Source organism: Sphingobium sp. B2D3C (genome assembly GCF_025961835.1).
In the GTDB taxonomy this organism is placed as follows: domain Bacteria; phylum Pseudomonadota; class Alphaproteobacteria; order Sphingomonadales; family Sphingomonadaceae; genus Sphingobium.
Map to the genome: position 1 here is coordinate 1,448,781 of NZ_JAOQOK010000001.1, position 21,302 is coordinate 1,470,082.

The following is a 21,302-nucleotide window of genomic DNA, read 5'->3' on the forward strand; positions in this document are numbered from 1 at the left end:
TTGAGTTTGGACGTGCCGGAGTGGCCACAAGGTCGCTCCGGCACGGACAGCTCAACTCTGAAGATTATAACTTTTCATGAGATCGTAGAGCGTCGGCCGGCTCACCCCCAGCATTCGTGCCGCGCCTGAGATATTGCCCTCGGACCGGGCGATGGCCCTCCGGATCGCCGCCTGATCGGCCGCCTCGCGCACCGCGCGCAAATTGACCACCGGGCCATCCTCGCCGGCCGCTCCATCCAGATCGAGATCGCCGGCGGTGACCATCTTGCCCTCGGCCAGGATGACCGCACGTTTGACGCGGTTTTCCATCTCCCGCACATTGCCCGGCCAGTGCCAGGCATCGATGGCGGCGATGGCATCGCCTGCCAGGCCGCGCACCTGCGCATTCAGCTCCGGGGCGAAGCGAGCGACGAAATGGCGCGCCAGCAGCACGGCATCGCCGGTTCGCTCCGCAAGAGCCGGGATGCGCACGATGATCTCCGCCAGACGATAATAGAGATCCTCGCGGAAGCGGCTCTGGGCGATCATCTCCTCCAGATTCTGGTGGGTCGCGCAAACGATCCGGCAATCGACCGCGATCTGCTGGCGTCCGCCGATCCGCTCGATGGTCCGCTCCTGCAAGAAGCGCAGCAGCTTCACCTGCAGGGCCAGCGGAATGTCGCCCACTTCATCGAGGAACAGCGTGCCGCCCTGCGCCTGCTCGATCTTGCCGGGCGTGGTTTTGACTGCACCGGTGAATGCACCCTTCTCGTGCCCGAACAGTTCGCTTTCCAGCAGCGTCTCAGGGATCGCCGCGCAGTTGATCGCGACGAACGGCCCGGCGGCGCGGTCGCTCTTTTCGTGCAGGCCGCGCGCGAGCAACTCCTTGCCAGTGCCGCTGGCGCCAAGCAGCATCACGGACACGCTGGCGCTCGCCACCCGTTCGATCATGCGCGCGACCTTGAGCATTTCGGGCGATGCCGTGATCATATGCCCGAGCACCCGCGCATCGGCGGGGACCGCCTCGGCAAGCCGCCGGTTCTCCTGCTCCAGCGTGTGGACGTGGAAGGCGCGCGAGACGATGTGGCCCAGCGAATCGATGTCGAGCGGCTTCTGGTAGAAATCCCACGCCCCCTGCGCAATTGCACGCCGGGCACTGGCGCGGTCGCCCTGACCGGACGCTACAATCACCTTGGTCGCCGGAGCTTCGGCGAGGATCTGCGCCAGTGCGGCCATGCCTTCGGTGATTCCATCCGGGTCGGGCGGTAGCCCCAGGTCGAGCGTAACCACCGGCGGCGCTTCTGCGCGCAGAATGTCCATCGCCTCCTCCCGATCCCCGGCGATCAGGATGTGATAACCGTCATAGGACCAGCGCAACTGGCGCTGCAGACCTGGATCATCTTCGACGACCAGCAATTTCGGGCGGCTATCCCCCATTACATCGCACTCCGCATCGGCATGTCTGTTGCGTTCTCACTTGGGCTGGTGACTGGCAGCCGGATCGTGAACTGGCTGCCTTCCCCCTCGACACTCTGGACAAGAAGCCGGCCGCCCATCGCCTCGACCAGCGCGCGCGTCTCATGCGCGCCAAGGCCAAATCCATTGGCTTTGGTGGAGCTGAACGGGCGGAACAGACGGTCGCGCATGAAGGCGGTGCTCATCCCCTTGCCCCGATCGATCACGTGAAGATCGAGCCAGGCATCGCCTTGCTCGACGACGATCCGCACCAGGGCTCCGTCCGGGCTGGCTTCGATGGCATTGCGCACCAGATGAGTCAGCGCGCGCTGCAGATTATCGGCGTCGACGATCACCTGCTGGTCGAGCGCACCCTCCACGACGACATTGCGCGTGCCGCCGGCCCAGGCGCGGGCGAGATCGCCGAGCCATGGCCCCAGCAGCAGCTCCTCGCGCTCGGGCGGGCGCGCCTGCCCGCCACGCCCAAGGCGCTGGATGAGGTCGTTCATCCGCGACGAGGTTTCTTCCAGCGTCAGGATCATATCCTCCCGGAACGCCGGATTGTCTGCGTGGCGGCGGGCGTTGCCGGCCAGCAGCGTCATCTGGCTCACGAGATTCTTGAGATCGTGCAGGATGAAGGCGAAGCGGCGGTTGAACTCTTCGAACCGCTGCGCTTCAGCCAAAGCCTCGCGATGGCGCTCCTCCGCGACGCGAGCGGCAGCTTCACCGCAGACGACGCGCAGAACGTCAAAATCCTCCCAGTCGAGCGCGCGAGAACGTGGCGGTGCCGCGAGCAGCATCACGCCGATGATCTCATCGCGGCAGATGAGCGGCGCAAGTGCCCAAGCGATACGGCTCTCCAGCATCGAGGCCGGTAGAAGGTCGCCCAGATCATGCCCCTCACGCGCGATGTCGAGGATCTTTCCGGCCGGGACCATTCGGTCGGTGACGGCGATGGGCAGGGTCAGCGGCGCAGCGCTAGCCTCTGGCCACGCATAGGCGCAGACGCGGACCAGACGCTCATCCTGCCTCAGATACAGCGCACCGGCCGGCGCATCGACCGCCTGGGCAATCGCCCGCGCGATGCGGCAATCGAGGCTGGTATCATCCGTATCTCCGCCATCCATCGTGGCGGAGAAGCGGAGCCAGAGGCTGCGATAGTCATATCGATGCGCGAACACATGCTTGGAGATTTCACCCCGCAGCCAGGAGCGCATCGATGCCGACGGCAGAAAGGCCAGCACCGCGACGGCGAGAGTGAACAGCAGCGCGAACTGGACGATGCGCGCCATGGGAGCGCTCATGCCGCTCAGCAAGCCGACGAGCAGCAGGATGACGCAAATGTAGAACAGCGCGAGACCGGCCGAGACGAGGCGGGTCGTCAGTGTGCGCGAGAGCGCGAACGCGCGCGTGCCATCGCTGCGCAGGCCCAATGCGAGCATGATCGCCAGTACCGCCATCACGAACCCGCGCATCGGCGCGAGCGGGGTCATGCTCCCTTCGGCGAACCAGACCAGCAGATAATGATTGAAATCATAGGCCCACATGCAGGCCAGTGCGGCAGCCAACCAGCCCTCACGGCGGGCGGATTCCGGGTCACCGCGCCCGGTGTTCCAGCGGAAGAGCAGCAGCAGCGCGCCCAGAGCAAAGGCGGCGCGCAACATCCATGTCATCTCGAAATAGACGAGGATGCGGCGATCAAACCGAATGCCCTCACCCATCTGCAGATCGAAAATCAGCTGAACAGCGAGCACAAGCGCCAGAGCCAGCACCACGACCTTGGGGCCGGCCCGCCCGCCCGGTCGCCAGACCCGCGAAAGGCTGGCCAGTGCTGCCAGCCAGGCCGCGTTGCGCATGGTCTCGGTGACGCCATCGCTCAATTGGCCGAGCGGGCTGAAGCCGACAAAGGCGTGCCGCAGCGACCACAGCGCCGTCAGCGCCAGCGCGACGATGACGAACTGCGGCGCGGCGATGCGGTGGGGCTGCCGCGAAATCAGGATCGCGAGCGTGGCGAACAGGATCGCCGCGAGGGCGTGACCCAGATGGCCGGCAATCAGCCAGACAGTCATGCGCATCTCCCCCGGCTAAGCGACCGCGCGGCCGTGACGAGCACACCGCCCACGCCGTAGCCCCGCCATCCCGCTTTACAGCTCAGTGTAAGATGATCCGACACCCGGCCGACTTACGGTGAAATAGCAAAAATATGCTGAACGCCGCAGACTGCCGGCGCGCGATGCCGATTTTTACCGGATGCTAAGCCTGTTTGCTTATCATGCCCGCGTCCGCGAAGACCGGACGAGCCGGAGCCGTTCATGCCCAACCGCATCTATCTGCTAATCGCCCTCGCCTTCATCATCGGCGGCCCGGTGCTTGTGATGGGCATCAGCGATGTCCTCCCTTCGGACCCGGCGGCAGAGATGGCGGCGAACGGCGGGCAGGGCCCAGACCCGTCGATGAACGAGACTCAGTCCGAACCGGACACGGAGGCGCCGCCCCCGCCGATGGTGGAACAGGCGCCCGGATCGACCGATCCCCTCTTCGATGCCAACCCGACGCTGGACGTGGAGTCCGCCCGCGTCTCGCTTCCCGAGCCGGTCGCCGAGGATGTCCCCGCACCGGCGCCCCCGGCCCACGCGGAAAACTTCTCGCCGCAGTCCGGTTTTGGCGGCGACGATGGCAAACCGCATTATTGATGCGCGCGTGATCTTGCAGCAATCAGTCCACGCCCCGTAGAGAATTCATATCTCTTGGACGTCCGCGACGGAGCAGCGCAGACTTGCTCGATCTGGAACCGAAACGCTTGGTTAGGGGCGCCTTCTTCGCCGCGATCTAAATCGTAGACTCAGCCATGCGAGTCCCAAACCTATCGGGATCGAAACCACAATCAGCACGATGATGGATAACGACCAAGACCAACCTCGTTCTCTCGCGAAAGTTAGGAATGCGAAAGTGAAAAGCGCTCCGAATATGTGAACGCCATAATCCGATAGTTTTAGGTTCCGCCGCCTCATGCTCGCCCAGTTGCCTCATGCCAACGATGCCCACAACGGCGGCGTGTCCGGAATGGCGCCTTCGAAGATAAATACAAGATAACGGCCAATCAGTGAATGCGCCCACCCGACCTACGACTTCCCAAAAATATCCAGCGCCGCCACCGTCAGCGCCTTTGCGGCCGTGCCGATCACCGCATGGGGATCGGGCGCCCAGAGCGGGCTGTGGAGCGACGGCAGGCTGATCTCTCCGCGCCGCGCCGCGGCCACCTTGTCAGGGTCCACCCCGCCGACCCAGAAGATCATGCTCTCGATGCTGTTATCGGCGCGGTGATATTGGCCGAAATCTTCGCCGCCCATCACGGAGGGCACCTGGCGGACCCGATCGGCACCGAAATGGGCGCGCAGCACGCCCGCGACATGGTCGCTGAACTGCGGCGTGTTGTAGGTGGCCGGCGTGTAATCCTGCTCCACCGCCATGATCGGCATCCGGTCCTCAGGCACACCGGCCGCCATCGCCTCGCCCCGCGCGATCCGCTCGATGCCGCCCAGCAAGCGGGCGCGCGTCTCATCGGAATAGCTGCGCACCGTGATCAGCAGCTTTGCCTCATCGGGAATGACATTGTGCTTGGCCCCGGCGACGAAGCTGCCGACCGTGACCACGGCCGCCTCCTGCGGATCGCATTCGCGGCTGACCAGCGTTTGCAGGCTGGTGACGATGCGCGCAGCGATCACGATCGGGTCGATGGTCTTGTGCGGATAGGCACCGTGACCGCCCTGACCGCGCACGGTGAGGTCCACACTGTCCACATTCGCCAATATCCAGCCCGGCGTGTAGCCGATGGTGCCGGCCGCAAGCTCCGCGCTGTCATGGAAGGCAAGGACATGGCTTGGCTTAGGGAAGCGCGTGAACAGCCCATCGTCCAGCATTGCCTTGGCACCCAGACCGATCTCCTCGGCCGGCTGCAGGATCATCACCAGCGTCCCCGACCATCGCGCCCGCAGCGCCATCAGCGCCTGCGCCGCGCCGGTCCAGGCCGTCATGTGCGTATCGTGGCCGCAGGCGTGCATCACCGGGCTTTCGATGCCGTCGCGTGTCGTCGCCCGGACCGTTGAGGCGTAGGGCAGACCGGTCTTTTCCTCGAGCGGAAGCGCATCCATGTCGGCCCGGATCATCACCACCGGGCCGGGGCCGTTCTCCAGCACAGCCACCACGCCCGTTTGCCCGACCTGCTCGGTGACGGCAAAGCCAAGCGCTCGCACCCGCGCCGCCAGCGTCGCCGCAGTGCGCACTTCTTGGAAGCTCAGTTCCGGATTGGCGTGCAGGTCGCGATAGATCTCCAGCAGTTCGGGAAGCGCCGCATCGATGGTCGCATCTATGTGGGAGGCCGCAGTGGCTTCGTTCGACGCTTCGTTGAAAGACATGGACGTTCCTTTTGCCCCGTGATGGCCACGATCATAGGCGCTTTTGCGCGCCTTGGAAGGGCAGCGAGCGGAAGCGCTTCCAAGGCGCCTGGTCTCGGCCTATGAGGCGGGCATGAAGCTGGACCGCCCCCCAAAAGCCGTGGTGTTCGATATGGACGGCGTGCTGTTCGACACCGAGACGCTCTATCGCGCGGCGATGTTTTCCGCCGGCGATGAGGGCGGTCACGCGATCACAGAGGCGCTGTTCAATGCCACATTGGGGTGCCCATGGCCGACGGCGCGCCAGCACTTGCTCGACCATTTCGGCGGCGATTTCCCGGCGGATGATTTTAGGAATCGCGTGCGAGCGCACTTTGACCAGTTCGTGACGCGAGACTTGCCGCTCAAGCCCGGCGTGGAAGCGCTGCTCGATGTGCTCGATGCGGCGGGGTTGCCCCGCGCGATCGCGACATCCTCCGGCCATGAGCAGGTCCGGCATCATCTGGCGCATCATGGTTTGGCGGATCGGTTCATGCATGTCGTGGCGTTTGGCGATTATCAGGCGGGAAAACCGGCGCCCGATCCCTATCTCCTCGCCGCAGAGCGGCTGCGCGTCTCGCCGGCCGATTGCCTTGCCCTTGAGGATTCACACAATGGCGTGCGCTCGGCAGCCGCGGCAGGCATGATGACGGTGATGGTGCCGGATCTGATGGCGCCCACATCAGAAATGCAGGGCCTATGCGCCCACATCGTCGAGGATCTGCATGCCGTGCGCGACATCGTGCTGGCGTCGCTTTCGGAGGGCCACCTGGTCGAACGACGCTAGTCCGCGCGCCCTGTGACTCGCTCTTCGGCCATCGCATCGGCCTCCTGAGGAGCACTCTCGCCCGGTGCCGGTGCAGGTAACCGCCCAAGCGCCTCGACCGGTTCGATCGCGTCGATCTCCCGCGATCCGGTTTCGACGCTCAGATCCTTGAAGCGACGGCCGGTCACCAGCACGCGGTTCTCGAAGCTGGAGACGAATTTGTTGTAGCTGGAGACCGAGCCATTGAGGCTGCGGCCGAGCGAAGAAAGATGTCCGGCGGCCACCGCCAGCCGCTCGTACATCTCCTTGCCGAGCGCCGCGATCTGCTGGGTCTGTTCGGCCATTTTCTCCTGCCGCCAGACACTCGCAACGGTCCGCGCGATGGCGACTAGATTGGTCGGCGTGGCCAGCAGCACGCGCTTCTCGAAGGCCCATTCCCACAGGCCGTCATCCTGCTCCAGCGCCGCCGCGAGGAAGTGCTCGCCGGGGATGAACATGACGACATAGTCCGCCGCATCGCCGAAGCGCGTCCAGTAATCCTTCGCGCCAAGCTGCTGCGCGTGGTTGCGGATCGCACCGGCATGGGCCTTGAGATGCCCGGCCCGCACCACCTCGTCCACGGCGTCGACCGCTTCCAGATAGGCGTTGAGCGAGCATTTGGCGTCGATGATGAGTTGCCGCCCCCCGGGCAGACGCACGATCACGTCCGGGCGCAAGCGCCCGTCAGCAGTATCCACCGAAACTTCTGAGCGGAAATCGGCGAACTGGCTCAGCCCCGCCATTTCCAGGACGTTACGCAATTGCTGTTCGCCCCAGCGCCCGCGCGCCTTGGGGCTGGAGCGCAGCGCATTCACCAGTCGCGCCGTCTCGACCCGCGCCTCTGCACTGCCCAACCGCACCTGCTCGACGGCCTCGCGCAGCGCGGCATAGCTATCCACCCGCTCCTTCTCGACCTTGCCGAGGCCCTCCTCATAGCGCTTGAGCGTCGTCTCGACGGGCTGCAACAGCGCCTTGAGGCTCGCCTCGCTCTTCTCATGGGCCTGATGGAAGCGCTGGTCGGCTCGCTCGATGAGCATGCGCTGCGCCTCGTTCAGCAACTTGCCGGCGGTCTCACTGAACTGCGCAGACAATTGCTCGCGCGCCTCACCCAGCGCGCGAATTTGGGCCTCGAAGCCCTCCATCCGCGCCTTATGATCGGCCTGCACCGCCGCGAGCATCCGTTCGGCCTCGTCCCGCGCGCGATCGGTCTCATCCAATTTCCCGCGCAAGAGGTCCGTTTCTTCCGCCCGGCTCGCCGCCACTGCGAGGTCGCGCAGAGCGGCGTTGCGCATGTCCTCAAGGGTACCGAGTCTGTCGGCGAGAGTCTTGCGCTCGGCCTCAACCGGCGCAGCCATGCGGGCGCGCATCAGCCAGCCAGCGACAAGCCCGACCAGCAGAAGAAGCAGACTAAGAACGAGGCTTTCAACGGTCACGGCAACTCGCGGCAAAACAGGAACGAAATAAGAACCTATCGCCCCTGCCCCACAAGCGCAAGCCCGTCACTCGATATGGCCCTGCTCGCGGAAGAAGCTGTTGAGGGCGCCGAGCATCGTCTGCCACCAGTCGACGACATCGGCGAAATTGCGCTGGGTCAGGCCACCATAGGTTGTCACGTCATAGGTCAGGTCGAGCGAGCCATCCTCGTCAACCGCCATCTGGCTGAACCGGTTCTTGCGGTTCCACAAATTGGCGAGCTCTGGCGTGTTCTTGCCGTCATCCACGAAGCTGGTCGAGAAGTGGAGTGAGGCGCAGTCCTTGCCATCCTCGCATTCGTAGAAATAGATGTTGAAGTTGTAGCCGCTTGCCGCGCTGGTGATCATCGGGTTGCCGGTGGACCCACTCTTGCTCAGGCTGGCCTTATAACCCGCGTCCTGGATCGCCTTCACCACCGTCTCGGGCGCATTCGCGCAGACAAGCCCCTTGCCGCACGGTTCCTCATCGGCCGCATGAGCGGGCGCCGTCATCATCACAAGCGCACATGCTGCAGCCGAAATCCAAGCGGTCGTCTTCATCGTCGTCCCCATTTCTCGTTACCGCCACGGCCTTATCGCGATGAAGCAGACATCGCCACACCACAAAGCCTATTGCAGATATGTTCCCCATATCTTCTATTTGCGTATGACTGCGATCAAGGGGCGCGGCGCCCCGGCCAACGAGGTATCGAGCCGCTTCCACCTGCCCGCGCGCGAGGTGGATGGCGACTGGCTGGATGCGCGACTGGCGGACGAGGAGGATCAGCCGCCCCCCCTGCGCACCACCGTGACGCTGGAGCAGGCGCGCACGATCATCACCCGCAACAATTCCCCCGACATTGGGTTTGAGCAATCGGTGAATGCCTATCGGGGCTGCGAACATGGGTGCATTTATTGCTTTGCGCGGCCGAGCCATGCCCGGTTCGATCTCTCGCCGGGGCTGGACTTCGAGAGCCGGTTGTTCGCCAAGCCGGACGCGGCCAGGCTGCTGCGGCAGGAACTCGCCAAGCGTGCTTATCTGGTGAAGACCATCGCGATGGGGACGAACACCGACCCCTATCAGCCCATCGAAGCGCGGTATTGCATCACGCGGGCGTGCATCGAGGTGCTGGCGGACTGCCGCCATCCGCTGATGATCACCACCAAATCCAACCGGGTGTTGCGGGATCTCGATCTGCTGGCGCCGATGGCGGCGCAGGGGCTGGTCGCGGTGGCGATTTCGCTGACCACGCTGGATGCCGGGCTGCACCGCAAGCTGGAGCCGCGCGCGCCCTCGCCTGCCAGTCGGCTCGCGGCGATCCGCGGGCTCTCACAGGCGGGGGTGCCGGCCCATGCCAGCCTGTCACCGATGATCCCGGCGATCAACGATCATGAGATCGAGGCGCTTGTCGCGGCGGCCGCAGAGGCGGGCGCGCAATCGGTCTCGTTCATTCCGGTGCGGCTGCCCTTCGAGGTCGCGCCGCTGTTCCGGGATTGGCTCGATGCGCATTATCCGGACCGGGCCGCCAAGGTGATGAGCCTCATTCAGTCGATGCGGGGCGGGCGCGACAATGATCCCAATTTCGGCACGCGCATGCGCGGGTCCGGGGCTTATGCGGAGCTGATCGGCACCCGCTTCCGCGTTGCTCAGGCACGCCATGGCCTTGGCAAGGGCCGCCTTGCGCTGCGGCATGACCTGTTCGTGCCGCCATCCGATCAGGGCGATCTGTTCAGCATGCTGCGATGAACAGACCGCCCTTCGGCTATGTCAGATCAGTTGAAGGACACGCGCATCGTCGCCTTGCGCCCCCTCAACGTGTAGCCAACCGCGCCGAAGCCGATGACCAGCATGGCCCAGACAGCCGGCTCGGGCACCGGCGGAGCGTTGGTTCCGTTTACGGCAATATTGTCGATGTTCGCCGAAGCGCCACCGACGACGAAGCCGAAGACGACCCGGTCAACCAGATTACTGGCGCCGGCGATGGTGGAGAAATCCCCGGAGAAGGTCGAGAGCAGGCTGAACACCGGCACCTGACCCGCAAAGCCGGTCACGCTGTAGAGCAGGTTGCTGTCCACGGTCGCCAGATCGAAGCTGTCCAGCGTGAAGCTCGCGCCGCCCGCCGTCAGATCGAACAGGCTGAGCGCCGTCCCGCCGCCAAAGCCGACGCTGGGCGCGCTATTGCCCAAGCCGGTATCGACCACGGAAGACCCCAGCACATTGGCGAAGGTAAACCCATCCTGCGTGTAGCTGGTGAACGGATCACCCGATCCGGAGAGACCATCGAAGCTGATGATTGCGGCCTGTGATGGTGCCGCCAAGGCGGCTCCGGCCATGAGCGCCGCTGTGACAAGTGGCAGTTTGTACATAGTTTTCATCGGTAACTCCCAAATCCTAAGAGTCACCCCCGGCGCCACCCGATGGAACGGGATGGCACCCCCGCCGTTGCGATGGTTAACATTTCGCAAACGCACAATAGCGCTGCGTTCAATTGTGCTCACGAGGCGAGGAAAGCCGCGTTGGTTCGCGCTCCCGCGCTGTGCAGTGCAACGTCAGGCACGGTTTAGCGGGAGGCGACCAACGCCAGCTGTGGGCCGTGCTGAGCGAGCACCACCTTGGTCACACCGCGCACCGTTTCCACGCGCTCGCCAAGCTCTGCATCGAGCTGAAAATCCTCGCCGAGGATGACCCGCGCCCGCCCGCCATCGGGCAGCGCCGCGTCCAGCTCCACCGTCGAGCGCGCGCCGCGCCGTTCGCCAAGCATCTGCCGAAGCGAAGGAATAGCGCCGGGCTCCTCGACGGAAATGACCATCCGCATTCGCGCCGTGCCCGCGAGGCGCGCGAAAGACTGAACGTTGCGCACGGTGACGCGCGGGGTCTCCTCACCGGGCTGGCGATCCAGCTCCACGGTCAGCAGGGCGCACTCGTTGCTCTCGTGCAGGGTTGCGAGCAGCTTGCAGCTTTCCTCATCGAAGCAACTGGCCTGGAACTGCCCGCTCGAATCCGAGAAGGTCGCCGAAGCATAGCGGGCGCCGCGCTTGGTCTCGCGCCAGCGTATATCCTCGATCAGCCCAGCCATCATCGCGCCGGTGCGGTCGCCGCCGCCAATGCCATCCGCTTGGCCGCACAGTTCCGCATAGCTGCGCACGCCCTTGCCGCGTGCGAGGATGCGGTAGCGGTCGACTGGGTGCGCCGAGAAATAAAAGCCGAACGCCTCCTTCTCCTGCGCCATCCGCTCGACGGCCGCCCATTTCACATCCGGCAGCGGCACATCCGCATGGGAAACATCCTCCCCGCCGAACAGACCACCCTGCCCGCTCTCGCGCTGCTCGGCAGCTTTCGCGGCCACTGCCAGCAGCGCCTCGGCAGCGGCATGGACCACTGCCCGGTCCAGCCCCAGGCTGTCGAAGGCGCCGGCCGCTGCGAGACTCTCAAGCTGCCGGCGATTGAGCAGGCGCGGCTCGATCCGCCCGGCCAAATCATCAAGATCGCGAAACGCGCCGCCCCGGACCCGCTCCTCGACCAGCGTCTCCATCGCCTTCTCGCCTACGCCCTTGAGGCCGCCGAGCGCATAACGCACGGCGTGGCGGCTGGCGTCCTCCGGGTCCGGTTCCACCGAGAAATCGGCTTCGCTCACGTTGATGTCGGGCGGCAGGCAGGTCAGCCCCATGCGGCGCATGTCATCCACGAAGACGGTCAGCTTGTCCGTCTGGTGGATATCGAAGGCCATGGAGGCGGCGTAGAATTCGGCCGGATAATGCGCCTTGAGCCACGCGGTCTGATAGGCGAGCAGCGCGTAAGCGGCCGCGTGGCTCTTGTTGAAGCCATAGCCGGCGAACTTGTCGATCAAGTCGAACAGCTCATTGGCCTTCTTCTTGTCGATCTGGTTGTGCGCCTTGCAGCCTTCGACGAAGGTGGCGCGCTGGGCGTCCATCTCCGCCTTCACCTTCTTGCCCATGGCGCGGCGCAGCAGATCGGCGCCGCCGAGCGAGTAGCCGGCGAGGATCTGCGCGGCCTGCATCACCTGTTCCTGATAGACGAAGATGCCGTAGGTCTCGTTCAGGATCGGCTCGAGCAGATCGTGCGGATATTCAATCGCCTCCTCGCCATTCTTACGGCGTCCGAAGAGCGGGATATTGTCCATCGGGCCGGGCCGGTAGAGCGAGACGAGCGCGATGATGTCGCCGAAATTGGTCGGTTTCACCGCGGCGAGCGTCTTGCGCATGCCCTCGGATTCCAGCTGGAATACGCCGACCGTGTCGCCGCGCTTGAGCAGATCGTAGACCTTCGCGTCGTCCCAGCTCAGCCCTTCCAGATCGACGCTAACACCGCGCTTGGCGAGCAGCTTGACCGCGCGCTGGAGCACCGAGAGGGTCTTGAGGCCGAGAAAGTCGAACTTCACGAGTCCCGCGCTCTCGACATATTTCATGTCGAACTGGGTCACCGGCATGTCGGACTTGGGATCGCGGTAGAGCGGGATCAGCTCCGACAACGGCCGGTCGCCGATCACCACGCCGGCGGCGTGGGTGGAGCTGTTGCGCGGCAGGCCTTCCAGCATCATCGCCTGATCGACCAGCCGCTTGATCTGCCCGTCCGCCTTATACTCGGCGACGAACTCGGCGGAGCCGTTCATCGTCCGCTCCAGCGTCCATGGGTCGGTGGGGTGGTTGGGGACCAGCTTGGCCAGCCGGTCGACCTGATTATAGCCCATCTGCAGCACCCGGCCGGTATCCTTGAGCGCCGCGCGCGCCTTCAGCGTACCGAAGGTGATGATCTGAGCGACCTGATCGTGGCCATATTTGCCCTGCACATAGCGAATGACTTCGCCACGCCGGGTTTCGCAGAAGTCGATGTCGAAGTCCGGCATCGAGACGCGCTCTGGATTGAGGAAGCGCTCGAACAGCAGGCCCAGCGCCAGCGGATCGAGATCGGTGATCGTCAGCGCCCAGGCGACGACCGAGCCAGCGCCCGAACCACGCCCCGGCCCCACCGGAATATCCTGCGCCTTGGCCCATTTGATGAAGTCGGCCACGATGAGGAAGTAGCCGGGGAAGCCCATCTGGATGATGATATCCAGCTCGAAATCGAGCCGGGTGAAATAGTCCGGATAGCTCTCCCGCAGCGCAGCTTCGTCAAGCTCGGCCGCGGCCTCGCCATGCGTCTGCTGGTGGATCTTGCGCAGGCGCCCGACCAGACCCGCCGTCGCATCGACGCGCAACTGCGCCTCCTCACCGTCGCGGTCGCCGGCAAGGCTGGGCAGGATCGGCTTGCGCTTGGGCGCCATCACCGCGCAGCGCTGCGCCACGACGAGGGTGTTGGCGATGGCTTCGGGCAGATCGGCGAACAATTGCTGCATCGCATCGGCCGGCTTCATCCAGCTTTGCGGCGAGCTTTTCGGGCGGTCGTCGCTCTCGACATAGCTGCTGTTGGCGATGCAGAGCAGCACGTCATGGGCCGGATGGAAGCCGGCATCGGCATAACAGGCGGGATTGGTGGCGACGAGCGGCAGGTTGCGCGCATAAGCGAGGTCGATCAGCGCGTCTTCCGCCGCCGCCATGATCGCATCGTCCGTGCGGGACAGCTCGATATAGAGACGATCGCCGAACAGCGCGGAGAGACGGCCAAGATAGCGACCGGCTTCCTCCGGAAGGCCTTCCGCCAGCAACCGGGCGAGTGCACCTTCGCCGCTGGCCGTCAGGCAGATGAGGCCGTCGGCATGGCGCTCCAGCGCCTCGAAGGAGACATGCGCCTCCTCCATTTCCGGCCGCTCGACATGGGCGCGGCTCGCCAGCGCGCAGAGATTGCTATAGCCGACATCATCCTGCGCCAGCAGGACAAGCCAGTCGATCTGCACCGGCGCATTGTCCGGCCGGCCGGGGCGCGCCACCGCGAGCGTCGTGCCGATGATCGGCTGCACGCCGGCCTTGGCGGCCGCGTCGGAGAAGGCCATGGCCGCATAAAGGCCGTTCCGATCGGTCAGCGCGGCGGCCGGGAAGCCCAGTTCCTTGGCCCGCGCGGCAAGCTGCTTGGGCGCAATCGCGCCTTCCAGCAGGGTGTAGGCCGACAGGTTTCGGAGCGGAACATAGGGCTGGTGCGGCATGACCGCTGTTATGGGGCTTTGGCGTCCATCTGGAAAGGGCCGCGCGCAAGTTACCCACAGGCTTTGCACCACTGAGACCGCCGGCACTGGGTCATCCCCGCAATCCCCCTGAACGCCCGATCTTGCAAGGACTTGCGCGCCGGACCCAAGATGGTTCAATGAGTCGCAGACACAGGGGACGGGATTATGGACATCGAACCGACGGGTGGCACGGCGCCATCGCTCATGGACCGCGCGAAGGCGATCATTCTCAAGCCCAAGGCGGAATGGCCGGTGATTGCGGCGGAGACGACGCCGAGCGGTGACATCTTCACCAACTACGCCCTGCCACTGGCGGCGATCAGCCCGATCGCGGCCTTCGTCGGCGGCCAGCTCTTCGGCTTCGGCGCGTTCGGCTTCAGCTATCGCCCGTCGCTGATGGGCGGCCTCTCCATGGCGATGACGAGCTTCATTCTGGCGCTGGTCAGCCTGTTCCTCATCAGCTTCATCACCAGCAAGCTCGCGCCCAAATTCGGCGGTGTCGGCAGTTTTCGCAACGCCTTCAAGCTCGTCGCCTATTCGATGACGGCCAGTTGGCTAGCCGGCATCTTCAGTATCGTGCCGTCGCTCAGCTTCCTTGGAATTCTCGGCCTCTATTCTTTCTATCTCTTCTATGTCGGCGCGGCCCCGCTGATGAAAGTGCCGCCCGAGAAGGCGCTGACCTACACGATCGTGACGGTGCTGTGCGTGCTGGTGATCTATATCGTCATCGGCGCGATCACCGCCACGGTGGGCCGCACCTTCGGCTTCTCGCCCTCGGGCAGCCTGGGCGGCGGCACGGTGACGACGGAGGATGGCGCGACGATCGCCCTGCCCGGAGTCGGCAACATCGATACCGGCAAGATCGAGCAGGCAGCGCGCGACATGGAAGCCGCGCAGACCCGTGAAGCCGTCGCTCCGGCGCAATTGCAGGCGCTCCTGCCCGCCAGCATCGGCGCCTATCAGCGCACGGCGATCAGCAGCATCAAGGCCGGCCCCACCAGCCAGGCCGAGGCAAGCTATGAGGCAGGTGGCAAGCGCTTCACCCTCAAGGTCTCCGATATGGCGGCGATGGGCGCGATTGCCGGCATGGCGAGCGCCATGGGCGTTGAATCCAACCGTGAGGATGGCGATAGCTACGAGCGCACCACGACGGTGGACGACAATATGGTCATCGAGCGGTGGGACCGTGGCGCCGGCAATGGATCGTTCGCAACCACGGTCGACAAGCGCTTCATGGTCGAGGCAGAGGGCGACGCGGGCAGCATCGACGAACTGAAGGCGGCCGTTGCCGCCATCGACATGGCCAAGCTGAAAGGCCTAGGGCGCTAATAGAGCGCCGATCCGTTCAAAAATAGCCCGCGCATGAGCGGATCAGGCGCGGGGCTGGAAGCGGCGGCGATTTACCAGTCCAGCACTTCGCCATCATAGGCCCAGAAGCGGCCCGTGTTCGCCATGCTCAGGCCATCGAGCACCTGCCGCAATCCGGCAGCGCTGATCTCGACGTCGATGTCCGCGCCGGGGCCGCCCATATCGGTGCGCACCCAGCCCGGGTGGAGCGAGGCCACCGCAATCCCCTCGCCTGCCAGATCGGCGGCGAGGCACTGGACGACCTTGTTGACCGCCGCCTTGGAGGCACGATAGGCGAGATGGCCCGACTGCGGCGCGGCCATCGACCCCATGCGGCTGGAGGTCACCGCCACGCGCGGATGAGCCGCTTTGCGCAAATTGGGCAGCAGTGCCTGGATCACCCGCAACGGCCCGAGCACGTTCACATCGAGCGTGTGCAGGAAGCCATCGAAGTCCATGTCCGTGCTGCTCTGACGCTCGGGGCCGATCACTCCGGCATTGGCAAGCAGCAGGTCGACCGGCCTGCCATCGAGCGCCGCAGCGAACTTGCTGACCGATTGGGCATCCGCCACATCCAGCGCCATGGTGGTGCCGAAGATGGGGTCGGCCCGGTCTTCGCCGCGCATGGCGCGGATCACATCATGCCCGTCCTGCGCATATTGCCGCGCCAGTTCCAGGCCGATGCCCCGATTGGCGCCGGCGATCACGATGGTTGCCATGAGTCGTCTCCTGTCGCGTGCCGCCGGCCACCATGGCGCGCCGGCACAAATCGCTAATCGAGAAACCCGTCATGCAGCCGAACGATCCGGTCCATCCGCGCCGCCAGCCGCTCATTATGCGTTGCGATGAGCGCGGCTGAGCCCTGCTCGCGGACCAGACGGATGAATTCGTCCAGCACCACATCGGCCGTACGCTCATCCAGATTGCCGGTCGGCTCATCGGCCAGCACCAGCGCCGGTCGATTGGCGAGCGCACGCGCCACCGCGACGCGCTGCTGCTCGCCGCCGGAAAGCTGGCTCGGCTTATGCTCCAGCCGATGCCCGAGACCGAGGCTGGTGAGCAGGCTTTCCGCCCGGGCCCGCGCCTCAGCCTTTCTCTTGCCCAGGATCAATTGCGGCAGGATGACATTCTCGACCGCGCTGAAATCGGGCAGCAGATGATGGAACTGATAGACGAAGCCGAGCTTCTCCCGCCGCAGCGTCGTGCGGCCATCATTACCTTCGCTTGCAACTTCGACGCCGCAGAGGCGGATCGAGCCGCCAAAGCCGCCCTCCAGCAGCCCGATCGCCTGCAGCATGGTCGACTTGCCGGAGCCGGACGGGCCGAGCAGCGCTACGATCTCGCCGGCCTGAACGTTCAGGTCCACGCCGCGCAGCACGTCGATCTTGGCGCCGCCCTGCGTGAAGCTGCGCGACAGGCTGTGAACGGAGAGCACCTCACTCATAGCGCAGCACCTGTACGGGGTCGGTATTAGCAGCCTTGAAGGCCGGGTAAAGCGTGGCGAGGAAGCTGAAGCCCACCGCCATAATGCAGATCGCGCCGATCTCGACCGGATCGGGCTTGGACGGCAGCGAGGTCAGGAAGCGGATCGACGGGTCCCAGAGCTGCTGGCCGGTGAGCATCTGCACGCCATCGACAATGCCCTGGCGGAAGAACAGGATCACCGAGCCGAGGACAAGCCCCGCGCCAGTGCCGAGAGTGCCGATGGTCACGCCCACCGTCACGAAAATCCGCAACAGGCTGGCGCGCGTCGCGCCCATCGTGCGCAGGATCGCGATGTCCCGCGTCTTGGCGCGGACCAGCATGATCAGGGAGGAGAGAATGTTGAACACCGCGACCAGAATGATCAGCGAGAGGATGACGAAGGAGACCACGCGGTCCACCTGCAGTGCCTCGAACAGGCTGGCATTCATCTGTCGCCAGTCGATCACCTGGCCCTGGGTTGCCACCTGCTTGGTCAGCGGCGCCAGGATCTCGCCGACGCGGTCCGGATCTTCCGTCTGCAGCTCGACCATGCCGACCTTGCCGCCCATCAGCAGCAGCGTCTGCGCATCCTGCATCGGCATGATCACGAACGCCTTGTCATAATCATAGATGCCGATTTCGAAGATGGCGCCGATCTCATAGGGGAGCTGGCGCGGCACCGTGCCGAAGGGCGTCGAGCGCCCGGCCGGATTGATGACGCTGATTGACTGGCCAACGCCCACGCCAAGCGCCTCGGCCAGGCGGGAGCCGATCGCCACCTTGCCGCTGCCGGCACGCACATCCTTGAGCGAGCCTGCCAGCACCTTGCCGGAGAGCGACGCATTGTCGTGAATATCGGCTTCCGTCATGCCGCGAATCAGGGCCGCTTCAACCCGGCCGTTGAACGTCGCCAGCAGCGGCTGCTCGATCAGCGGCGTCGCGCTGGTCACACCAGGCGTGGCTCGCGACTGCCGCGCGATCTCCTCCCAATTGTCCAGCCGCCCGCCATAGCCCTGAACCACCGCATGGCCGTTCAAACCCACGATCTTGTCGAACAGCTCGGCGCGGAAGCCGTTCATCACGCTCATCACCACGATCAGCGCGCCCACGCCCAGCATCACCGCGACGAGGCTGATGGAGGCGACGAGGAAGATGAATCCCTCGCCCTTGCCAGGCAGCAGGTAGCGCCGGGCGATCATGCGTTCGTAACGATTGAGGATCATGGCAGGGGCAGAAGCCTCGCGGGGGGACAGTCTGCGCACCTCTATGGTGCGGGGGAGGGAGTGGCAAGGCCCTGCGGCCTGACCGGGGGCATGGCGCGCCTGTTGCGGATATGGCACAGGGTGCTTAACAATTTCGTAGCGTCGCAACTTGCCTGATGACAGCCGCCGTGCGTCATCCTAGCGTCAGCGGCGAAACACAGGCAATCATAGCAGGCCGTGGTTCAGGGATGTCGCATCCCGCCTGACTCGCTTGAGGGGGCCGGACAGGTGAGCGGAAGCGACGCCAAAGGGGGAGACGATTAATCGTCCACGGGCGCCCGGATCGGCAACGATCTGGGCGCTTAGTCTTTGTGGCGATCTTCCCTGCACGCCTAGCACCGGATTGTTGCCGGATGATGTCAGCGCGAGCGGCACCGCTTGGCTGTGCAAAAATCATGATCAGTCGCCTCACCTGCCCCTCTTGAAAGGGCATGGCGCGCGCATATCTCTGCCCTGTCCGGTCGCCCATGATGGGGATCGGCTGATGCACCGGGCGCCGACTTCGGGCCTGGCATCGCAGTTCAAACACGCTCCAATGGAGGATTTGATTATGCGTGGCTTTGATTTGACTCCCTATCGCCGCTCCACTGTCGGCTTCGATCGCCTGTTCGACCTTATCGAGAACAGCGCGCGCCTGCAGCAGACGGACAATTATCCGCCCTATAACATCGAGCGCCTCGATGAGGATCGCTATCGCGTGACGGTCGCCGTCGCCGGTTTCAAGGCGGAGGAAATCGACATCACGGCGCAGCAGAACCTGCTCCAGATCACTGGCCGCAAGGCTGAGGTCGCGGAGAGCGAGCGCGCCAATTATCTTCACCTCGGCATCGCGAACCGCAGCTTCGAGCGCCGGTTCGAGCTGGCCGACTTCGTGCGCGTCGAGCGCGCCGACCTCGCCGACGGCCTGCTCATCGTAGAGCTGGTCCGCGAGGTGCCGGACGCGATGAAGCCGCGCAAGATCGCCATTAACGGCAAGGGCGAGGTCATCGACCTCTCAAGCGACAAGAACGCCGCCTGATCCGTTTCAACCCTCTCTCACCAGTCGGAGAGATGAGCGCCCGGGGAGACCCGGGCGCTTTTTTTGGCCGCCCCTCGCGCCGCATCATTCCTCAAGCCGCCAGAGGATACGCTGATTAAAGCCGCTCATCACGGGCTGACCCAGCGCATCGCGCGCCGGCGTGTACCGGGCACGCGTCGTGATCATCTTGCATGAGGCCTTGTCCAGCACATCATGACCGCTGCTTTCCACCAGCCTGCAATCGAAAGGCTGGCCGGTCTCATCGACGGTGAAATGGATGATGGTCGCGCCTTCCCAGCCGTTACGGCGGGCGAGGAGAGGATAGTCGACGGCTGGCACGGCTCCCTGCAGCCTCGCCCGCGTTGCTGGCGCTTTCAGGGCATCTTTTGCCGGATCATAAGGCGGCGGAACCTCGACATGCGCAAAGTCGTCCTCGATCGTTTCGGGCACGCCGAGGACCACAGCTTCCGCCAAGGCGCCGAACGCCGCCTCGGCTCGCTCGAAATGCCCTGCATAATCAACGTCGATCTGCACGGTTTTCCCAGCCCATAGCAGCAAGGCCCCAAGGCCGGTCACACCGACGAGCGCCAATATAAAATCCTGCGATTTGCGGTTCATGCCCCCATCTCCGTTCCAGCATCATGCCCGGGCGGTGCGTCACAACGCAACAGGCCGGGTACGCTTCATCGATAGCCGCACCAGAAGCATTGGCCCCTGCCCCATCTTGCGCTAATCGCGCGGCATGACTGATCAATCGCCTCTCGCTCGCCCCTTCCCCGCCCTCCCGGATATTGCCGGTGTGACCCCGCGCGTCGCCCGTGCCCGGTACAAGCAGTGGGATCGCTACGACCTCACTTATGTGGAACTGGCGGAAGGCACGGCTGTGGCCGGCGTCTTCACCCGGAATGTCTGCTGCTCGACCGAGGTCGAGCTTGGCCGCGAAAGCGCCGCGCAGGGCAAGGCGCGCGCATTGATCGTCAATGCCGGAAACAGCAACGCCTTCACCGGTTTTCGGGGGCGCGAAGCCGTGGACCAGATTCGCGATCAGGTCGGCGGGCACCTGGGTTGCGCCGCCAGCGACGTGTTTGTGAGCTCGACCGGGGTGATCGGCGTGCCCCTGCCCCGCGACAAGGCCCGCGCTGGCGTCGAGGCGGCACTGGCCGCTACGCCCTGCACCTGGGAGCAGGCGGCCGAGACCATCGGCACCACCGACACTTTTGCGAAAGGTGCGACGACAAGCGCGGTGATCGGCGACCAGACCGTCCGCCTCTCCGGCATCATCAAGGGCTCGGGCATGATCGCGCCTGATATGGCGACGATGCTGGGCTATATCTTCACCGATGCCGCCATCGCGCCCGATTTGCTCCAGCAGATGCTGAGCGCCGCCAACCGGCGCAGCTTCTCGTGCATCACCGTGGATGGCGACACCTCCACCAGCGACACCGTGCTGCTCTTCGCGACCGGCAAGGCCGGCAACGCCCCCCTCACGAGCATGGACGATGCCGGCGCCGACGCGTTTCAGGCAGCGCTCAATGACATCTGCACCCAGCTCGCGCAGCTGGTGGTGCGTGATGGCGAAGGGGCGCAAAAGTTCATCGAGGTGGAGGTGACCGGTGCCGTCAGCGACGAGAGCGCCCGGCGCATCGGACTCTCCATCGCCAATTCCCCGCTGGTGAAGACGGCAATCGCCGGAGAAGATGCCAATTGGGGCCGCGTGGTCATGGCGGTCGGCAAGGCCGGCGAGCCGGCGGATCGCGACAAGCTGGCAATCCGCTTCGCCGACAAATGGGTGGCGCAGGATGGGCTTGCCGTGGACAGTTATGACGAAGCCCCGGTGGCAGCGCATCTCAAGGGGCAGGATGTCCGCATCGGCGTCGATCTGGGGCTGGGAACGGGTAGTGCGACCGTGTGGACCTGCGATCTCACCCATGGCTACATCTCGATCAACGCCGATTACCGGAGCTAAGCC

At 64.8% G+C, this 21,302-nt stretch carries 17 protein-coding genes; 6 read left to right on the forward strand and 11 right to left on the reverse strand.

The genetic code is table 11. The features are described 5' to 3' along the window. Positions 1-51 precede the first annotated feature (51 nt). Both prsR and prsK read right to left on the reverse strand, forming a co-directional pair. Positions 52-1,416 carry a PEP-CTERM-box response regulator transcription factor gene (prsR, locus tag M2339_RS06740; protein WP_264587114.1) on the reverse strand — a complete coding sequence of 455 codons (1,365 nt, stop codon included), beginning with the start codon at positions 1,414-1,416 and terminating at the stop codon, positions 52-54. Continuing rightward, positions 1,416-3,503, reverse strand: coding sequence for an XrtA/PEP-CTERM system histidine kinase PrsK (gene prsK, locus M2339_RS06745; RefSeq protein ID WP_264587113.1), 2,088 nt, complete (start codon positions 3,501-3,503; stop codon positions 1,416-1,418). The genes prsR and prsK overlap by 1 nt, the downstream gene beginning before the upstream one ends. A 243-nt stretch (positions 3,504-3,746) precedes the next feature. Between prsK and M2339_RS06750 the strand changes: the two genes are divergently transcribed. Then, the gene (locus M2339_RS06750) at positions 3,747-4,127 is read left to right on the forward strand and encodes a hypothetical protein (RefSeq protein ID WP_264587112.1); all 381 of its coding nucleotides are present in this window, start codon (positions 3,747-3,749) and stop codon (positions 4,125-4,127) included. Positions 4,128-4,556: 429 nt separating this feature from the next. Here M2339_RS06750 and M2339_RS06755 read toward each other — a convergent pair whose 3' ends face one another. After that, a complete protein-coding gene (locus M2339_RS06755; protein ID WP_264587111.1) occupies positions 4,557-5,849 on the reverse strand; it encodes an amidohydrolase in 1,293 nt (430 codons plus the stop codon). Between the two features lie 112 nt (positions 5,850-5,961). On the opposite strand from M2339_RS06755, the gene M2339_RS06760 reads away from it, so the two are divergent. Beyond that, on the forward strand, positions 5,962-6,654 hold the full coding sequence (locus M2339_RS06760; protein WP_264587110.1) for an HAD family hydrolase: 693 nt from the start codon (positions 5,962-5,964) through the stop codon (positions 6,652-6,654). On the opposite strand, the gene rmuC is transcribed toward M2339_RS06760, so the two are convergent. Next, complete coding sequence (rmuC, locus tag M2339_RS06765) at positions 6,651-8,105, reverse strand: DNA recombination protein RmuC (RefSeq protein WP_264587109.1); 1,455 nt, start codon at positions 8,103-8,105, stop codon at positions 6,651-6,653. The genes M2339_RS06760 and rmuC overlap by 4 nt on opposite strands. A gap of 66 nt (positions 8,106-8,171) precedes the next feature. Further along, complete coding sequence (locus tag M2339_RS06770) at positions 8,172-8,684, reverse strand: YbjN domain-containing protein (RefSeq protein WP_264587108.1); 513 nt, start codon at positions 8,682-8,684, stop codon at positions 8,172-8,174. Between the two features lie 106 nt (positions 8,685-8,790). Here M2339_RS06770 and M2339_RS06775 point away from each other — a divergent pair, with 106 nt between their 5' ends. Continuing rightward, complete coding sequence (locus M2339_RS06775) at positions 8,791-9,870, forward strand: PA0069 family radical SAM protein (protein WP_264587107.1); 1,080 nt, start codon at positions 8,791-8,793, stop codon at positions 9,868-9,870. A gap of 26 nt (positions 9,871-9,896) precedes the next feature. Here M2339_RS06775 and M2339_RS06780 read toward each other — a convergent pair whose 3' ends face one another. Both M2339_RS06780 and dnaE read right to left on the reverse strand, forming a co-directional pair. Further along, entirely contained in the window at positions 9,897-10,499 is a 603-nt protein-coding gene (locus tag M2339_RS06780; RefSeq protein ID WP_264587106.1) for a PEPxxWA-CTERM sorting domain-containing protein, read from the reverse strand. A 185-nt stretch (positions 10,500-10,684) separates the two neighbouring features. Beyond that, a complete protein-coding gene (gene dnaE, locus M2339_RS06785; protein WP_264587105.1) occupies positions 10,685-14,221 on the reverse strand; it encodes a DNA polymerase III subunit alpha in 3,537 nt (1,178 codons plus the stop codon). 186 nt (positions 14,222-14,407) lie between these two features. Here dnaE and M2339_RS06790 point away from each other — a divergent pair, with 186 nt between their 5' ends. Beyond that, positions 14,408-15,571 carry a Yip1 family protein gene (locus tag M2339_RS06790; protein ID WP_264606273.1) on the forward strand — a complete coding sequence of 388 codons (1,164 nt, stop codon included), beginning with the start codon at positions 14,408-14,410 and terminating at the stop codon, positions 15,569-15,571. A 71-nt stretch (positions 15,572-15,642) separates the two neighbouring features. Here M2339_RS06790 and M2339_RS06795 read toward each other — a convergent pair whose 3' ends face one another. From M2339_RS06795 to M2339_RS06805, 3 genes are read right to left on the reverse strand one after another with little or no spacing between them, the layout of a single operon-like run. Next, positions 15,643-16,308, reverse strand: coding sequence for an SDR family oxidoreductase (locus M2339_RS06795; RefSeq protein WP_264587103.1), 666 nt, complete (start codon positions 16,306-16,308; stop codon positions 15,643-15,645). Between the two features lie 53 nt (positions 16,309-16,361). Further along, a complete protein-coding gene (locus tag M2339_RS06800) occupies positions 16,362-17,033 on the reverse strand; it encodes an ABC transporter ATP-binding protein (protein WP_181559520.1) in 672 nt (223 codons plus the stop codon). Continuing rightward, positions 17,026-18,276, reverse strand: a complete 1,251-nt coding sequence (locus tag M2339_RS06805; protein ID WP_264587102.1) for a lipoprotein-releasing ABC transporter permease subunit — start codon at positions 18,274-18,276, stop codon at positions 17,026-17,028. Before M2339_RS06805 ends, M2339_RS06800 begins: the two co-directional genes overlap by 8 nt. Before the next feature lie 589 nt (positions 18,277-18,865). Here M2339_RS06805 and M2339_RS06810 point away from each other — a divergent pair. Further along, a complete protein-coding gene (locus M2339_RS06810; RefSeq protein ID WP_181559518.1) occupies positions 18,866-19,333 on the forward strand; it encodes an Hsp20 family protein in 468 nt (155 codons plus the stop codon). A gap of 84 nt (positions 19,334-19,417) precedes the next feature. On the opposite strand, the gene M2339_RS06815 is transcribed toward M2339_RS06810, so the two are convergent. Then, the gene (locus tag M2339_RS06815; protein ID WP_181559517.1) at positions 19,418-19,951 is read right to left on the reverse strand and encodes an energy transducer TonB; all 534 of its coding nucleotides are present in this window, start codon (positions 19,949-19,951) and stop codon (positions 19,418-19,420) included. 124 nt (positions 19,952-20,075) lie between these two features. Between M2339_RS06815 and argJ the strand changes: the two genes are divergently transcribed. Beyond that, positions 20,076-21,299 (forward strand): bifunctional glutamate N-acetyltransferase/amino-acid acetyltransferase ArgJ, encoded by a 1,224-nt coding sequence (gene argJ, locus M2339_RS06820; RefSeq protein WP_181559516.1) that lies wholly within the window; start codon positions 20,076-20,078, stop codon positions 21,297-21,299. The last annotated feature ends 3 nt before the right edge of the window (positions 21,300-21,302 follow it).

Coding starts and splice junctions, on each gene's coding strand:
- M2339_RS06790 (WP_264606273.1), top strand. CDS start 14,408: ATGGACATCGAACCGACGGGTGGCACGGCGCCATCGCTCATGGACCGC.
- dnaE (WP_264587105.1), bottom strand. CDS start 14,221: ATGCCGCACCAGCCCTATGTTCCGCTCCGAAACCTGTCGGCCTACACC.
- M2339_RS06795 (WP_264587103.1), bottom strand. CDS start 16,308: ATGGCAACCATCGTGATCGCCGGCGCCAATCGGGGCATCGGCCTGGAA.
- M2339_RS06775 (WP_264587107.1), top strand. CDS start 8,791: ATGACTGCGATCAAGGGGCGCGGCGCCCCGGCCAACGAGGTATCGAGC.
- argJ (WP_181559516.1), top strand. CDS start 20,076: ATGACTGATCAATCGCCTCTCGCTCGCCCCTTCCCCGCCCTCCCGGAT.
- M2339_RS06770 (WP_264587108.1), bottom strand. CDS start 8,684: ATGAAGACGACCGCTTGGATTTCGGCTGCAGCATGTGCGCTTGTGATG.
- M2339_RS06760 (WP_264587110.1), top strand. CDS start 5,962: ATGAAGCTGGACCGCCCCCCAAAAGCCGTGGTGTTCGATATGGACGGC.
- M2339_RS06805 (WP_264587102.1), bottom strand. CDS start 18,276: ATGATCCTCAATCGTTACGAACGCATGATCGCCCGGCGCTACCTGCTG.
- prsR (WP_264587114.1), bottom strand. CDS start 1,416: ATGGGGGATAGCCGCCCGAAATTGCTGGTCGTCGAAGATGATCCAGGT.
- M2339_RS06800 (WP_181559520.1), bottom strand. CDS start 17,033: ATGAGTGAGGTGCTCTCCGTTCACAGCCTGTCGCGCAGCTTCACGCAG.
- M2339_RS06750 (WP_264587112.1), top strand. CDS start 3,747: ATGCCCAACCGCATCTATCTGCTAATCGCCCTCGCCTTCATCATCGGC.
- M2339_RS06815 (WP_181559517.1), bottom strand. CDS start 19,951: ATGAACCGCAAATCGCAGGATTTTATATTGGCGCTCGTCGGTGTGACC.
- M2339_RS06755 (WP_264587111.1), bottom strand. CDS start 5,849: ATGTCTTTCAACGAAGCGTCGAACGAAGCCACTGCGGCCTCCCACATA.
- M2339_RS06810 (WP_181559518.1), top strand. CDS start 18,866: ATGCGTGGCTTTGATTTGACTCCCTATCGCCGCTCCACTGTCGGCTTC.
- prsK (WP_264587113.1), bottom strand. CDS start 3,503: ATGACTGTCTGGCTGATTGCCGGCCATCTGGGTCACGCCCTCGCGGCG.
- M2339_RS06780 (WP_264587106.1), bottom strand. CDS start 10,499: ATGAAAACTATGTACAAACTGCCACTTGTCACAGCGGCGCTCATGGCC.